Here is a 16,232-nt window from a genome sequence, read left to right as displayed (position 1 = left end):
AGATTTGCGCAATAGTAATTTACTGGTTGCCAGCTCGGAGTTACAACATACATTATGGATGTTATCGCTCCGCTCTAACTAAGCGACTCACACAACTTCCCGTTTCGCTCTCGCTCGCGGCAAGTTGGTTCGCTGCTTAAAAGTCAAGTCCTCGGCCTATTAGTACCAGTCCGCTCCATGGATCGCTCCACTTCCACTCCTGGCCTATCAACCTTGTCTTCTCCAAGGGGCCTTACTTCTTGCGAATGACAGACCTCATCTTAAGGCTGGTTTCACGCTTAGATGCTTTCAGCGTTTATCCTTTCCGGACGTAGCTACCCAGCTCTACCCCTGGCGGGATAACTGGTACACCATGGGTCCGTCCACTCCGGTCCTCTCGTACTAGGAGCAGTTCCCTTCAAGTCTCTTACGCCCGCGATGGATAGGGACCGAACTGTCTCACGACGTTCTGAACCCAGCTCACGTACCACTTTAATGGGCGAACAGCCCAACCCTTGGGACCTACTTCAGCCCCAGGATGTGATGAGCCGACATCGAGGTGCCAAACCTCCCCGTCGATATGGACTCTTGGGAGAGATTAGCCTGTTATCCCCAGGGTAGCTTTTATCCGTTGAGCGATGGCCCTTCCACTCGGTACCACCGGATCACTAAGCCCGACTTTCGTCCCTGCTCGACTTGTCTGTCTCGCAGTCAAGCTCCCTTCTGCCTTTACACTCTTCGCGCGATTTCCATCCGCGCTGAGGGAACCTTTGGGCGCCTCCGTTACTCTTTCGGAGGCGACCGCCCCAGTCAAACTGCCCGCCTGACACTGTCCTCAGTTTCGTTACTCCTTGAGTTAGAACTCCAGTAAATAAAGGGTGGTATCCCAACATTGACTCCAATGAGACTTGCGTCCCATCTTCCTAGTCTCCCACCTATCCTGTACATCATTTACCAAAACTCAATGTCAGGTTGCAGTAAAGCTCCATGGGGTCTTTCTGTCCAGTCGCGGGTAACCTGCATCTTCACAGGTATTTCAATTTCACCGGGTCCCTCGTTGAGACAGTGCCCAAGTCGTTACACCTTTCGTGCGGGTCGGAACTTACCCGACAAGGAATTTCGCTACCTTAGGACCGTTATAGTTACGGCCGCCGTTTACCGGGGCTTCAATTCAAACCTTCGCTTGCGCTAAGCTCTCCTCTTAACCTTCCGGCACCGGGCAGGTGTCAGCACCTATACGTCAGCTTTCGCTTTAGCAGGCACCTGTGTTTGTGGTAAACAGTCGCTTGGGCCTCTTTTTTGCAACTCATTCCCGCTTCGACCGCTTCTGGTCTACACGGTTTACAAGCTCCCCTTTTCCCGAAGTTACGGGGACATTTTGCCGAGTTCCTTAACGAGGGTTCTCCCGCGCACCTTAGGATTCTCTCCCCGCCTACCTGTGTCGGTTTACGGTACGGGCACCTAGTCTCTCACTAGAAGCTTTTCTTGACAGTCTGGGATCAGCAATTTCGCCATTATCTCTAACAGCTACCCGTCACTCCTCAGGCTTTACGCATCACGGATTTGCCTGTGATGCACCCTACAAGCTTAGACGCGAATTTCCATCCTCGCGCTTGCCTGCCCTCCTGTGTCACTCCTTCGCTCAAACGATCCTAGGTGGTACTGGAATATTTACCAGTTGTCCATCGCCTACGCTTTTTGCCTCGGCTTAGGGCCCGACTGACTCTGAGCGGACGATCCTTCCTCAGAAATCCTTAGGCTTTCGGTGGACAAGATTCTCACTTGTCTTTTCGCTACTCATACCGGCATTCTCACTTCTATACTCTCCAGCACTCCTTACGGTATACCTTCTCTGGGTATAGAACGCTCCCCTACCCATGTCCTTCGACATGCCATAGCTTCGGTTCCGTACTTTAGCCCCGGACATCTTCGGCGCAGCGACACTCGACCAGTGAGCTATTACGCACTCTTTTAATGGTGGCTGCTTCTAAGCCAACATCCTGGTTGTTTTTGTATCTCCACATCCTTTGCCACTTAGTACGGCATTGGGGACCTTAGCTGATGGTCTGGGCTGTTTCCCTCTTGACCACGGGTCTTATCACTCGTAGTCTGACTCCCAGGATTCCACTACAGGCATTCGTAGTTTGACAAGGTTCAGTAACCCATTAGGCCCCTAGCCCTATCAGTGCTCTACCGCCTGTACTTACTTCCTGAGGCTAGCCCTAAAGCTATTTCGGGGAGAACCAGCTATCTCCGCGTTCGATTGGCATTTCACCCCTATCCACAACTCATCCCAAAGCTTTTCAACGCTCACGGGTTCGGTCCTCCACGCATTTTTACCTGCGCTTCAACCTGGCCATGGATAGATCACTGCGGTTTCGGGTCTACACTATCCAACTTTCGCCCTTTTTAGACTCGCTTTCGCTTCGGCTCCGTGTCTTCCACTTAACCTTGCTGGATATTGTAACTCGCCGGTTCATTCTTCAATAGGCACGCCGTCAGCCTCCTACGGGCCTTCGACTGCTTGTAGGCATACGGTTTCAGGTTCTTTTTCACTCCCCTCCCGGGGTGCTTTTCACCTTTCCCTCACGGTACTATGCGCTATCGGTCGCCTCGAGTATTTTGCCTTGGAGGGTGGTCCCCCCTGCTTCCCACAGGGTTCCTCGTGTCCCGTGGTACTCTGGATTCCGGCCATTTCGCTCTGCCTTTCGCTTACAGGGCTGTTACCTTCTGCGGCCTACCTTTCCAGGTAGTTCGGCTAGGCCTGACGAAACTTCCGCCGGTCCTCAACCCCCGGGTCGACATTCGACATTCGACGTACGACTTTAGACTTTCGTAAGGGATTCGTAAAACTATCGTTTTACTCTTCCAAAATCCAGTGTCGAAAGTCGAATGTCGATCCGGGTTTGGGCTCTTCCCCGTTCGCTCGCCGCTACTTGGGGAATCTCGTTTGATTACTTTTCCTCCGGGTACTTAGATGTTTCAGTTCCCCGGCTTACCTCCCGACTTACGCCGGGTAATGGTGCATGACCACCACTGGGTTCCCCCATTCGGATATTCATGGATCAGGGCCTGCTTGCGGCTCCCCATGACTTTTCGCAGCTTACCGCGTCCTTCTTCGGCTCTTGGCGCCTAGGCATCCACCGTATGCCCTTACTAACTTGACTTCTAGCTCCGACTGTCTATAAGCCGCCATCTGCGTTGTTGCTCCTCAACCCGATTGTTTGCGTACGCGAGTACGCGGCACGGCTCGGGTTTCCGGGGCGCCTAGCATATGGCACCTTCTAGCCAGTCTCCGCCTCAACTTAAACTTTGCTTGTGACTAAGGTTAAGTCATTTTTTAAAAATCCTAATTGCGCTTCGTTAAGTTACTTCACATATTTGCATATGAGAGGTACTTTTACTTTGCTTTCTTCTGTGCAGTTTTCAAAGAACATATTAAACTGATGAACACAACTGTGTTCATCAAAACCAGCAACTTCCTAATCTCCCGGGCCGTTTCCAGCCAAGTACCTTCGGCGTTTGTGGGCTTAACTGCTGTGTTCGGTATGGGAACAGGTGGAACCCCACAGCTATCGTCACTGGATCTATGGTGGAGACGAGCGGGATCGAACCGCTGACCCCCTGCTTGCAAGGCAGGTGCTCTCCCAGCTGAGCTACGCCCCCATATCAGATGTTAGATGTTGGATTTAGCAAGGTTTTTTACTCCAATGTCCAAAGTCTACTATCCAATATCTAAAATGGTGGGCCTAAGTGGACTTGAACCACTGACCTCACGCTTATCAGGCGTGCGCTCTAACCAGCTGAGCTATAGGCCCATTGAGGATATTGCATTCCCTCAAAACCAAACAATGTAAATGGATTTACTACAGCCACCGCATATGGTGCGTCTAGTATTTCCTGCATCTGCCAAATGTACCGACCTGGAATAGAGCTCGCTTAGTTATATGATGTTCTTCGCTTGCGCTCAGAACTAAGCGATTCACACCAATCAGACTTCGCCTCGCGGCTCGCCTTCTTGGGTTCTCTGCTTATCGCTTGCGCTCAGAACTAAGCGATTCACTCAGGTTTCCGCGTCGCTTTCGCTCCTAAAAACCTGGTTCTCTGCTTATCCCTAGAAAGGAGGTGATCCAGCCGCACCTTCCGATACGGCTACCTTGTTACGACTTCACCCCAATCATCGGCCCCACCTTCGACGGCTAGTTCCTTTTCTGGTTACCCCACCGGCTTCGGGTGTGACTGACTTTCGTGGTGTGACGGGCGGTGTGTACAAGGCCCGGGAACGTATTCACCGCAGTATGCTGACCTGCGATTACTAGCGATTCCGACTTCACGGAGGCGAGTTGCAGCCTCCGATCCGAACTGAGAGCTTGTTTCTGCGTTTCGCTTGCCTTCGCAGGTTTGCTTCGCTTTGTTTAAGCCCATTGTAGTACGTGTGTAGCCCAGGACATTAGGGGCATGATGACTTGACGTCATCCCCGCCTTCCTCCGCATTCTCTGCGGCAGTCTCCCTTGAGTTCCCGCCTTTACGCGCTGGCAACAAAGGATAAGGGTTGCGCTCGTTGCGGGACTTAACCCAACATCTCACGACACGAGCTGACGACAGCCATGCACCACCTGTTTTCGCGTTACCCGAAGGTAAGGGATCTATCTCTAGACCTTTCGCTCAATGTCAAGCCCTGGTAAGGTTCTTCGCGTTGCGTCGAATTAAACCACATACTCCACCGCTTGTGCGGGCCCCCGTCAATTCCTTTGAGTTTCAACCTTGCGGCCGTACTCCCCAGGCGGGGTACTTATTGCGTTAACTCCGGCACAGAAGGGGTCGATACCCTCTACACCTAGTACCCATCGTTTACGGCCAGGACTACCGGGGTATCTAATCCCGTTCGCTCCCCTGGCTTTCGCGCCTCAGTGTCAGACACAGTCCAGAAAGTCGCCTTCGCCACTGGTGTTCCTCCCAATCTCTACGCATTTCACCGCTACACTGGGAATTCCACTTTCCTCTCCTGCACTCAAGCCTGTCAGTTTCCTGCGCCCATACGAAGTTGAGCTTCGCACTTAGACACACGACTTACCAGGCCACCTACACGCCCTTTACGCCCAATAATTCCGGACAACGCTTGCCACCTACGTATTACCGCGGCTGCTGGCACGTAGTTAGCCGTGGCTTCCTCCTTTGGTACCGTCATTACCCTATATTGTTTACATAGGATACGTTCGTCCCAAACGACAGAGCTTTACGACCCGAAGGCCTTCTTCACTCACGCGGCGTTGCTCCGTCAGACTTTCGTCCATTGCGGAAGATTCCCCACTGCTGCCTCCCGTAGGAGTCTGGGCCGTGTCTCAGTCCCAGTGTGGCCGTTCATCCTCTCAGACCGGCTACTGATCGTCGCCTTGGTGAGCCGTTACCTCACCAACCAGCTAATCAGACGCAGACCCATCTCTCAACGGTAGCTTATATATAGAGGCCACCTTTCTTATCTCAGTCATGCAACTAAGATACCACATTCGGTATTAGCACCACTTTCGCGGTGTTGTCCCCAATTCAGAGGCAGGTTGTCTACGCGTTACTCACCCGTTCGCCACTAAGTAGCTATTGCTAACTACTCCGTTCGACTTGCATGTGTTAGGCACGCCGCCAGCGTTCGTCCTGAGCCAGGATCAAACTCTCCAATAAAGTTCATAGTCTTGCGACTATATATATTGAAGCCGTTTTATCGGCTCAATTCAATCAAATTTGTTGTTGGTTGTGCTGCATGGCAGCACACCGCACATCTGGCTTTTATGATGCATTTCTTTACATTGTTCAGTTTTCAGGGAACGACGCGCACGGATGCGCTAGGATCACGGGCGTATCATGGACGATACGCTCTGCCCGGGACCGACGCGCATGGATGCGCTAGGATCACAGGCGTATCAGGACGATACGCTTTGCCCGGGACCGACGCGCATGGATGCGCTAGGATGCTGTTGTTGTCGCTTGTCATTGCTAATGCGACAGCTTTTATATATTATCACATCAATACTGTTGTGTCAATATATTTTTTTGTAATTTTAAACCGCAAGTTTTGCGACTTCTATATGGTATCATATATCAAATTCACTGTCAATATGTTTTAGCCATATTCATAAAGTCGCAAATGAATGAAATCGGTTCATCACAACTATTTTAAGCTTGTCAATAAAAAACATACTGGCCGGATTAAATCCGGCCAGTATTCAACACCTTATTCACGGTGCCGCATATGCGGAAACAGGATTACATCCCGGATTGAATAGGAATCGGTTAAAAACATAACTAAACGGTCAATACCAATGCCTAAACCACCTGTTGGCGGCAAACCATACTCTAGCGCATTGATGTAGTCCTCATCCATCATATGCGCTTCATCGTCACCAGCCAGCCGCTGCTTTAATTGATCGGCAAAACGTCCATGCTGGTCAATCGGATCATTTAATTCCGAAAATCCATTGGCAATTTCACGGGCAAATATAAACGCTTCAAAGCGATCTGTGATTTCAGGATTATCTTTATTACGTTTAGCCAGTGGCGATATTTCTGTAGGATGTCCAATAATAAAGGTGGGCTGAATCAGATGTTGCTCACACACTTCCTCAAACACGTTATTTAAAATACCACCTATACCGTGTTTTTGTTCATATTTGACGCCCAGCTTATCCGCTGCCGTCCGGGCCTCAGCTAAAGTCTTAATTTCATTAAAATCCACACCGGCATATTTTTTTACAGCCTCAGGCATTGTCATCCGGTTCCACGGCGGTGTAAGATCAATTTCCTGCCCCTGATAGGTTATTTTGGTTGTGCCAAGAACAGACTGGGCTACACCGGCTACGACTTCTTCTGTCAGCTTCATTATATCCTGATAATCGGCAAAAGCCTGATAGAGTTCAACCATTGTAAATTCCGGATTGTGTTTGATAGAAATGCCTTCATTCCTAAAGACCCGGCCAAGCTCATATACTTTTTCAAAACCGCCAACAATCAGCCGCTTGAGGTATAGCTCCGGCGCAATACGCATAAACAATTTCATGTCAAGGGCATTGTGATGGGTAATGAACGGGCGTGCTGCCGCCCCCCCCGCAATCGGATGCATCATCGGGGTTTCTACTTCCAGGAAATCCCGTTCATCGAGTAGTTGACGGAAAGCTTTGATGATCTTGCTGCGTATAACAAAGTTATTGCGCACATCAGGGCTGACGATTAAATCCAGATAGCGCTGCCGATAGCGCATTTCCACGTCTTTAAGCCCATGCCACTTTTCCGGTAATGGCCGGAGAGATTTGGACAAAAACTCAAAATTATTGGCTTTAACACTGATTTCGCCTTTTTGTGTTGTAAATACTACGCCCTCAATCCCCACAATATCGCCGATATCGAGCAGGCGAAACTGTTCATAAGCCATTTCTCCCATAACATCCTGACGGAAATAAACTTGGATCCGGCCGGACATATCCATTACATGGCCAAAGCTGGCTTTACCATGCCCGCGGACAGCCATAAGCCGGCCGGCTATTCGCACAGTTTGTCCTTCTAATTCGGCATAATTATTGATAATCGTCTGAGCGTGGTGTGTAAATTTATACTTACGGCCAAAGGGCTCAATGCCTTGCGCAGCAATTTTATCCATTTTTTCCCGCCGGACCTTCATAAGTACATTTAGCTCTTCTGCTGTTTGTTCTTTATCGAGTATTACTCCTGATTCTGGCATGTACATTCTCCCCTGTCTCACTTTTATCAAAATTAATGCTGGCGCCTGATCTCCATAATTTCATATTTTAATATGCCGGCCGGAACATTTACTTCCACAATGCTGCCAACTTTCTGTCCAAGTATAGCCTGGCCCACGGGCGACTCATTGGAGATTTTAGATTCCGCAGGATCCGCTTCAGCCGAACCGACAATAGTGTATTCAAGCTCATCATCAAATTCAAGGTCTTTCAGTTTAACAGTAGAGCCCAGGGCCACAATGTCTGTACCAACTTCGCCTTCATCAATGACTTTGGCGTTACGCAGGATTTTTTCCAGCGTCAGAATTTCCCCTTCAATAAAGGCTTGCTCATTTTTTGCATCTTCATACTCTGAATTTTCGCTGATGTCGCCAAATTCGATCGCTTGCTTAATACGTTCCGCAACCTCACGGCGGCGGACTGATTTTAAATGATCAAGCTTATGTTCAATTTTTTTCAGTCCGTCTATTGTCAGCATAACGTCTTTTTCCATGATGTCATTCTCCTCTTTATTATTAAATATTCGGCAAACGTCTTTGCAAATATTCTAAATATACTTTGTAGATAGTGTATTCGCTTCGCCTGAAAAATTGCCTCCTGTCCGGAAAAATTACAGAAACACATGGCTTAGGCAATATAAATAGTGTCAAGTAGAAACTTGACACTGTGGAAGGTAAGAGGCAACCTGCGATTAGGAAGGTCATCCTCTATTTTTCATTATTATAGGCATAAATAGATCATTTGTCAATATTTTCTAGAGTACTCCTTTTTGCATCTGACTGATTTGAACAGATGCGTTGTTTCTAATCACTTCCAGTTCCTGAGAGGTAATGGCCCGTTCAAAACTGCGAAAGCCAGCTAGCTTAAAACCATGCTTGGCAGCCAGTTTATCAATTGTTTCAACCTGCTTTACGGTTAAATCCCGGCCAAGCGTAAAGTTCTCATACCGCCCTTCAAGCGCTAAGATCATAGTTTCGGCCATACAGGCATAAGCTGTTTTCGGTGGAAATCCAAAATTCAGGCCAAAATTAACATCACCGGGAATTTCGACAACGCCACCCTCAATAACCAAGACATCATTGCGCGTTTCAGCTACCCGGCGCGAGACATTACGCGGTCTGGCAACGTCACAGACTATTGCACCTGGTCTTAAATCCTCAGGCTCAATGATACTGTCAATCGCACTGGTTACAGCAACAACAACATCAGCATTGCGAATAGCAAGTTTAGTATTTGCCGTAACCCGCACCGCTAATCCTGATGTCTTAAAAATTTGTCTGGCAATTTTTTCTAATTTAATTTCATCCCTGGCAGCCAAGGTCAAGTAACGCACCTCACGGGCTAAAATCTGAGCGCAGGCTGCGCCAATAGCACCAGACGCCCCCAAAATCAACACATTAGCCCGCTCCAGGTCTATACCCATCACTTTGGCAGCTTGTCTGGTTCCTGCCAGCGCAGTAGCTACCGTATAACTATTACCGGTAGTCACGGCAATCTTTAAGTTCTTGGCCACAGTTATGCCGGCATCGCCGACAATGGAGGTAAAAGCACCGAGGCCAACGATTTTAGCCCCCATTTTTTCTGCCACTTTACCAGCCTTAATAATTTTCTGAGTCACATATTTTTCCGGCATCGCAAGCATCTGCCGGGATGTGAGCGGGCAGCCGACAAACCAGCCTTCGGCCGTATTATGTCCTGAATCAATGCCGCTAATATGCGAAACCTTAAACGGCGGTATGTATTTAATAATCCCTTCCACTAATCCGTCCGGCCAACTCTTGGCAAAAGCAAATTTGCGGCTAAAATCTTTGGCTTCCAGCGGATGAACAACAAAAGCAAATTTTTGCAAATACCGCACCTCCCTTATCTGAGTGTTTTGACTCGGGGTTTAATGCCGGCCTGTTCAATGAGACAGGTATAATCTCCGGCGGTTAGCTGCTCGGGCCGTTTACCTGATAAAGCCGTCAGTACCCCCTCTAAAATATTGGTACCAAAAGAACGTCCCCCCATTTCCGGGGTAGTAGTTACCAGTGTACTAACACCACGTTGCTGTAACAACACCTCATCATCCTTAGTAACCGTATTGGTAATTACAAGTTTATTGTTCATATTCTCCGGCATATAACGCCTGATAAAGTGAAAGTCGCCGGCAATAATTGCCGCCTTATGGAAATAAGACGCAAACCGGGGCCTTCCCTGGGTCTGCTTGTCACCAGTGGGATAAAAGAAACTGACCGGAAGTCTGGTGATAACAGGGGCAACAACAGTCGCCAATCGCGATAAGCCCGGAAGTGTACGAATAGGTATTGGCACTCCCAAGCCAAACATTAAATCACCAAAAACCGTCCGGCTGCCGGCGCCCACCAGGGCCTCAGCCAGGCCAAACCGGTCGACAGCGCAAACGATCAAAGCGTCCTTATCCTTAAAATTCAGTTCATATTGGTCTTCAAGGTAAGAAACAACCTGACGCTCCAGCGTGTTCTTAATTGCACTGCCATCGACTACCGGCGTTTTTCTGGCGTTAGCTGCCAGCGCTGCGGCTTCCCGAAATGTGTACCGTCTACTGCCGGCATATATATATATATCGGTACCGCCAAGGCCGATAGCGTCCACCTGCCCATCCAGTTCGCGGATCAACTGGGCTGCTGCCTGTTTGTTACCATCTGTACCTATTCTCTTTATCAAAAATTCCTGGCCGCCGAATACAACGGATGTAGTTCCGTTGCGTTGCGATGAACCAAGACTAATACTCACTACTTGTTTCATCTATGATCCTCCCGGTTAAAACCGAAGCTGCCTGATGAGAGCACGAATATCCTCCGGATTGACATATTTATCTTCAGCAATCGGAGATTCACCAATTTGCACCCCGATCACCACTTTATCCAGTATAGTCTCAATTAATTTAATCCTCATATTTGAACCGATAATAATAACTATATCATATTTCCGGACGGTTCCCACAATCTCCATAATTGTATTAAACAGTTCTACCCCGCTTTTGGTTTGAACAAAATCCCAGCGCTCCTGTTCAGATAAAACAAGGCAGAAATCAATACCCTCCTGCCGGGCTACAGCATATATCTCCTGACAGTTCTGCAATGGGAAGCCAATAAGTGCTACACGACCGCCCTTGCGAATCTCGCCGATTGTCTCAAGCCTGGAGACAAAAGTGCGATCAACACCCAGACGCCCGGCAACTTCCTGCTGTGATAAACCATCGCGGCGCAAATCCAGAATGCGATCAACGGTCTGATGTATTTTCTGGCGGTTGACTATCTTGTCGCCAATGCGTAACAACACAGCTTGTTCATCTCCTAGTTAATATATGTGCACAAGGTTGTGTACATACATATTCTAGCATTTTTTTTGTATTTTAACAAGTTTTCCCATATCATAGCGTAATAAAAATTACCGCTACCCCCATGGCGCAAAAGGGAAGCGGCTAATCACTTTTTTATAGGTTTCAAGCTTTAATACAGTGTCGTCATGAGCCATGCCCTTTTTTAAGCCTTGCAGGACACGGACGCCTTGCTGCATTGTAATCCCCATATCGCCCGTGAGTTGCGACATTGTGGCCCGGCGGGCTTTAGCCAGCGATTCATCCAGGGACTTTCCCGCCTGGATGTTGCCAACAAACTCCTGGGCCAGATAAAATTGCGCCAAATTAGTCATTGGGTTGCCGCAGGCACCACTGGCAGTCAATCCCAGCGCTTCCGGCAATGTGTGTTTAATACTAAATTCAACAGATTTTTTCAGCTCGCTGGTTTCCCGGCTCATGGCTTCCACCAGCGTGCGGGCTGTACATAAACCATACATCGTTAAGGCCCTGATAATAGAGTGCTCAATTGTATGAGCCTGCTCCGGTTCGACCAGTCCGCCTAAATTAGCTGTTACACGCACTTCCTGGCCGGTTTCAAGATCAGTGCCGTAAACAGTTACCGGAATGTCACTTTTATCACGAAATTCGGTATATCCACCTTGAGGGGACCAACCGGCCCCGGAAATGGAAGGATATTCTTTACGCATTTTTTTGAGATTGATATATTCAATATCGGTGGAATAAATATAGCTGCCGGCAGTGCGCAGGGTATACCAGCGGGCATGGCCCCGCCCTTCCAATTTAGCCATAAGTACAGGTATTTCATTGCCGGTATCATCGGCAGCAATTTCATTCCAGATATTTACGATCCGGACAACTACGCCAATCGGATACAGGCCTTGTTCCTCAATAAGCCATGGACAAATAAAAATTTCCCGGCCTACCCCGACATCCAAAAGCAATTGTCCGCCGTTTTCCATGATAAACATTCCTGTAATTGTTCCGCCCTCCGGCCTGGGCAAGATGCCGTTGGCGACGGGCATAATGAGCATATCCATCCTTACCCCCTGCGGAAACTGCTTAGAAACGCCTATCTGCGTTGTTGCTCCTGCGGGCGTTCCCTCCGACGTACTTCCCAGTACGACTGCGGTCACGTCCTCGTCGCGCCTAGCAGCTGGACATTTCTAAGCAGTTTCCGGCTTGTGCATATTGACAAATTTAAATTATAGCATCACGATAATTTTCCATGATCTGTATAAAATCTTCTCTGGTGGAGGCCTGGTTGAATTTGAGTCTGAGTTCCGCTGAGCTGGGCAGGCCCTTGGTATACCAGGCGGCATGGCTGCGCATTTCCCGGATACCGGTGTATTCGCCTTTATGGCCCACCAGCAGGTCAAGATGCCTGAGCAGCATATCAATTCGTTCCCCAAGTGTAGGTAGCGGCAAAATCTGACCGGTAGCCAGATAATGGGCGACCTGACGGAAGATCCAGGGATTTCCCTGTGCCCCCCGCCCTATCATTATGCCATCACAGCCGGTTTCAGTCAACATTCGCTCCGCATCCTGCGGGGTGCGAATATCGCCATTGCCAATAACGGGAATGGCAACAGCCTGCTTTACCGCTCTGATAATCGACCAGTCAGCCTGCCCGGCATAAAATTGTTCGCGAGTACGGCCATGGACACTCACCGCCGCTGCCCCGGCCTGTTCGGCCAGTCTGGCAATTTGTACGGCATTGACACAAGTTTCATCCCAGCCTTTGCGAAACTTGACAGTAACCGGTATACCACCGGCAGCCTCAACAACGGCCCCAATAATGCGACAGGCCAGGCCGGGGGCTCGCATCAGTGCTGCCCCCTCACCATTTTTCACAATTTTAGGGGTTGGACAGCCCATATTAATATCAATTATATTGGCGCCGGCGGCAGCAACAATACGCGCCGCTTTAGCCATACTTTCCGGTTCAGAGCCAAATATCTGCAATGCCACCGGCCGCTCCCGCGCCTCAATCGCCAACAGTTTCTTGGTATGTGTATTCTCATATATAAGACCCTTATCGCTTACCATCTCTGAATACACCAGACCGCAGCCCATTTCCTTGGCCAGCAGGCGAAACGGCAGGTCGGTAACACCGGCCATAGGGGCTAAAATCACCGGATTGGCAAGTTCAATGTGACCAATGCGCATAAGTGCCACCTCCTTCACCAGTCTCAAAAGGCGGCCTAGTACAGGCCGCCTTGCGGGCTAAATCACCGGTTGCGCTCATAGATAAGCCTTAGTCCCTCCAAAGTCAGAAAGGTATCTACCTTATCAATGGTACGAGACTCCTGCGCGATTAAGTTAGCCAGCCCCCCGGTAGCAATGACGGTTACCTGTTGTCCCATCTCCTCTCGCATACGGCGGACAATTTCATCTACCTGACCAACAAACCCGTAGATTATACCTGATTGCATACTGCTTATGGTGTTGCGGCAGATTACGGTTTTGGGTTTAATTAGTTCAATCCGTGGTAATTTAGCCGCCCGTTGAAACAACGCTTCGGTTGAGATACCGATACCCGGAGCAATCGCGCCCCCTAGATAGTCGCCATTTTCCGCCAGTGCACAAAATGTAGTTGCCGTGCCGAAATCAACAACGATTAAGGGCCCACCGTACTGCACATAAGCGGCAATGGCATTTACAATCCGGTCAGCGCCGACTTCACGCGGATTTTCATATTTAATACAAATACCGGTCTTGATCCCAGGCCCAACAACAAGCGGCTCAACATTAAAATACCGCTGACACATCCTGGTCAAAGGCACAACCAGGGGCGGAACTACGGAAGAAATAATAATCGCTTCAATGTCTTCCATCTTTAGACCACGATAGGTAAACAGGTTATAAATAAGCATCCCGTACTCATCACCGGTCTTTTGCTTGTCTGTGGAAATACGCCAGTGATAATTAAGCTCCCGGCCTTCGTAAACCCCCAGAACGATGTTGCTGTTACCAACATCAACCACTAATAACATGAGTAAAAATCCCCCTATAGCTACAGGCCGTATTCTGTCAATTCTGAATGACCTCTAATACCTTGTCCGTTCTAAAACGGTAGAATAATGGCGAGGTTATTTTTCGCAAACCAAGGCGGAGAAAGGAGGCATACGGGACATATGCTGACTGACGACAACGATGGGTTGCGGAAAATAGGCCGGCAGTATTCACTGAATTAGGGCTGACATGGTATTAGGTTATCAATACTAGTTATTGTACCTTAAAAGCAGGGAAATTGTAAATATAAGACTGAATTGAGAAATTCCTGTCAGCTCAGCTGCTGCTTAATTGTAACAAGTCCACTTTTTAACAGCGCCCGGCGAACCCGTACCCCAATATATACAGCTATCGCAGCCTTAATTAAGTCGAACGGTAAAAAGGGCCATACGGCTAAATTAAGTGCTCTTTCCAGCGGCATGGCTTTGTGCAATACATATTGAAAGGACAGCATAAAGCCTGCCAAGCCAATTGTGTAAATGGCAGCCAGGCCTGCCAGAATGGCAATGGCAGTGTGTTTATATGTCAGTTCAAAGTGTTCCGCAACATATCCAACAATATACGTGCAGATAAAGTAGCCAAGAATATAGCCGCCGGTTGGGCCAATCAAAACTGCAGCCCCGGCTTTCCCCTGAGCAAACACCGGTAAACCAAACAGGCCAAGCAGCACCCATACGGCAACACTGGCCGGCCCCAAGCGCTTACCTAATATAATACCCGCCAGCAGCACAAACAGGACCTGCATTGTAATCGGCACCGGTCCCAGTGGAATCGAGACCTGGGCACTCACCGCAAGCAGGGCGGCGAATAGACTTGTAAGCGCCATATTTTTAGTATTCATAATTACCCTCCTTCTAACCAGCAATCATTCCGTAGGCGCAGCCGGGCGAATCGATACATCACCTGCCAGGACCCTTTCCAGCCCTTGAGCGGTTTTAATTAAAAGGGCACCATCAGCGTCAATATCAACAGCCCTACCGGTAAAGCTGCGGTCAATCCCCCGGACATCCACCTGCTGGCCCAGCGTGATTGACTGGCTCCGCCAATCAGCCAGCACTGACTCAAAGCCTGAAGTTTTAACAGAAGCATAAGTGCTCTCCAATTCAGCAAGAATGGCAGTCAGCAGCTTAAGTCTTGAAACCTGGTGCCCGGAAACAATAGCCAGCGAAGTGGCAGTGGCAGCAATTTCAGCCGGAAAATCCAGGGGCTCGATATTCACGTTAATCCCCATGCCGATTACAATATGGTTAATCGCATCCATCTCCGCACTCATTTCTGTAAGTATGCCCACTACCTTGCGGCCATTGCACAGGATATCGTTAGGCCATTTAATGCCGCAACCGGCACCGGTCACCGCATTAATAGTCCGGTTAACGGCAACAGCTGCCATTAAAGTGCATTTGGCAGCCTCCAGCGGGCTAAACGGCGGCCGCAGCACAACCGACAGCCAAATCCCTTTGCCGTACGGTGAAAACCAGCCTCGGGCCAGGCGGCCCCGCCCGCCGGCCTGAGCCTCGGCCACAACCACGGTCCCCTCGGGGCAGCCCTTGGCTGCCAGTTTTTTGGCCTCATTATTAGTTGAATCAGTCTCGCTAAAATAATAAATTTCCCGCCCCAAAATACTGCTGGTCAACTGGGCTTTAATCTCGGCCGGCAACAGCCTGTCTGTATTATGCCGCAACGCATAACCAAGCCGTGGATGAGCCTCAATATCATAGCCATCCTCTTTAAGGGCCCGGATATGTTTCCATACTGCGGTTCTCGAAACGGCTAAGGTCTGGGAAATATCTTCCCCCGATATATATTGTCCGGAATTATTTTTCAGCACCTCAAGTATCGCTGAGCGCAACATCATTCACCTCGGAAAGCATTATTGTTATCCTAATAATAAATCACTGGTTGACGATTGTCAATCTGACCGTTAGTGTCTTGGCCATGTTATATTTTAGTTTTAGGGCGAGACAAAATGGCAAAGGGCAAGTAAGCACCGACGACGCATACGGGAAAGGGTCTGCTAGGAGGGGCTGACGCCGCCATTGGTCATTTTGGCCGTCATCAAACGAAAAAGATAATGTGGTCAAGACACTAAGCAGAATTCTTGCATTTACAACCAGAAGAGGAGTATGATAGCATTTCTATAGAATAACAATTA

At 49.0% G+C, this 16,232-nt stretch carries 10 protein-coding genes, 2 tRNA genes and 3 rRNA genes; all 15 read right to left on the bottom strand.

Translation table 11 applies throughout. From position 1 onward, the window contains the following. Nucleotides 1-139 precede the first annotated feature (139 nt). A 23S ribosomal RNA gene (locus ACZ481_RS02215) occupies nucleotides 140-3,146 on the bottom strand. A gap of 302 nt (nucleotides 3,147-3,448) precedes the next feature. Further along, nucleotides 3,449-3,565, bottom strand: a 5S ribosomal RNA gene (gene rrf, locus ACZ481_RS02210). A 4-nt stretch (nucleotides 3,566-3,569) separates the two neighbouring features. Then, a tRNA-Ala gene (locus ACZ481_RS02205) sits at nucleotides 3,570-3,645 on the bottom strand. Nucleotides 3,646-3,720: 75 nt separating this feature from the next. Then, nucleotides 3,721-3,797, bottom strand: a tRNA-Ile gene (locus ACZ481_RS02200). A gap of 300 nt (nucleotides 3,798-4,097) precedes the next feature. Further along, nucleotides 4,098-5,656: ribosomal RNA gene (locus ACZ481_RS02195) — 16S ribosomal RNA — on the bottom strand. Together the 16S, 23S and 5S rRNA genes with 2 tRNA genes alongside form the textbook arrangement of a ribosomal RNA operon. 550 nt (nucleotides 5,657-6,206) lie before the next feature. Further along, nucleotides 6,207-7,706 carry a lysine--tRNA ligase gene (gene lysS, locus ACZ481_RS02190; protein WP_464768565.1) on the bottom strand — a complete coding sequence of 500 codons (1,500 nt, stop codon included), beginning with the start codon at nucleotides 7,704-7,706 and terminating at the stop codon, nucleotides 6,207-6,209. A 32-nt stretch (nucleotides 7,707-7,738) separates the two neighbouring features. Next, complete coding sequence (gene greA, locus ACZ481_RS02185; RefSeq protein ID WP_144352665.1) at nucleotides 7,739-8,221, bottom strand: transcription elongation factor GreA; 483 nt, start codon at nucleotides 8,219-8,221, stop codon at nucleotides 7,739-7,741. Between the two features lie 258 nt (nucleotides 8,222-8,479). Continuing rightward, a complete protein-coding gene (locus ACZ481_RS02180) occupies nucleotides 8,480-9,574 on the bottom strand; it encodes a shikimate dehydrogenase (protein WP_464768564.1) in 1,095 nt (364 codons plus the stop codon). A gap of 14 nt (nucleotides 9,575-9,588) precedes the next feature. After that, nucleotides 9,589-10,491, bottom strand: coding sequence for a quinate 5-dehydrogenase (locus ACZ481_RS02175; RefSeq protein WP_464768563.1), 903 nt, complete (start codon nucleotides 10,489-10,491; stop codon nucleotides 9,589-9,591). Between the two features lie 15 nt (nucleotides 10,492-10,506). Beyond that, nucleotides 10,507-11,028 carry a helix-turn-helix domain-containing protein gene (locus tag ACZ481_RS02170; RefSeq protein WP_464768562.1) on the bottom strand — a complete coding sequence of 174 codons (522 nt, stop codon included), beginning with the start codon at nucleotides 11,026-11,028 and terminating at the stop codon, nucleotides 10,507-10,509. Between the two features lie 114 nt (nucleotides 11,029-11,142). Next, the gene (locus tag ACZ481_RS02165) at nucleotides 11,143-12,105 is read right to left on the bottom strand and encodes a hypothetical protein (RefSeq protein ID WP_464768561.1); all 963 of its coding nucleotides are present in this window, start codon (nucleotides 12,103-12,105) and stop codon (nucleotides 11,143-11,145) included. Between the two features lie 160 nt (nucleotides 12,106-12,265). Further along, nucleotides 12,266-13,234 carry a tRNA dihydrouridine synthase DusB gene (gene dusB / locus ACZ481_RS02160; RefSeq protein ID WP_464768560.1) on the bottom strand — a complete coding sequence of 323 codons (969 nt, stop codon included), beginning with the start codon at nucleotides 13,232-13,234 and terminating at the stop codon, nucleotides 12,266-12,268. Between the two features lie 62 nt (nucleotides 13,235-13,296). Next, the gene (locus ACZ481_RS02155) at nucleotides 13,297-14,061 is read right to left on the bottom strand and encodes a type III pantothenate kinase (protein ID WP_464768559.1); all 765 of its coding nucleotides are present in this window, start codon (nucleotides 14,059-14,061) and stop codon (nucleotides 13,297-13,299) included. Nucleotides 14,062-14,351: 290 nt separating this feature from the next. Further along, nucleotides 14,352-14,921, bottom strand: coding sequence for a biotin transporter BioY (locus tag ACZ481_RS02150; protein WP_464768558.1), 570 nt, complete (start codon nucleotides 14,919-14,921; stop codon nucleotides 14,352-14,354). Between the two features lie 24 nt (nucleotides 14,922-14,945). Continuing rightward, nucleotides 14,946-15,929 carry a biotin--[acetyl-CoA-carboxylase] ligase gene (locus tag ACZ481_RS02145; RefSeq protein WP_464770563.1) on the bottom strand — a complete coding sequence of 328 codons (984 nt, stop codon included), beginning with the start codon at nucleotides 15,927-15,929 and terminating at the stop codon, nucleotides 14,946-14,948. Between the last annotated feature and the right edge of the window lie 303 nt (nucleotides 15,930-16,232).

The sequence above is a fragment of the Sporomusa intestinalis genome (genome assembly GCF_055383785.1).
Note: the sequence above shows the minus strand (reverse complement) of the source record. Positions and strands in the feature narration are given on the sequence as shown.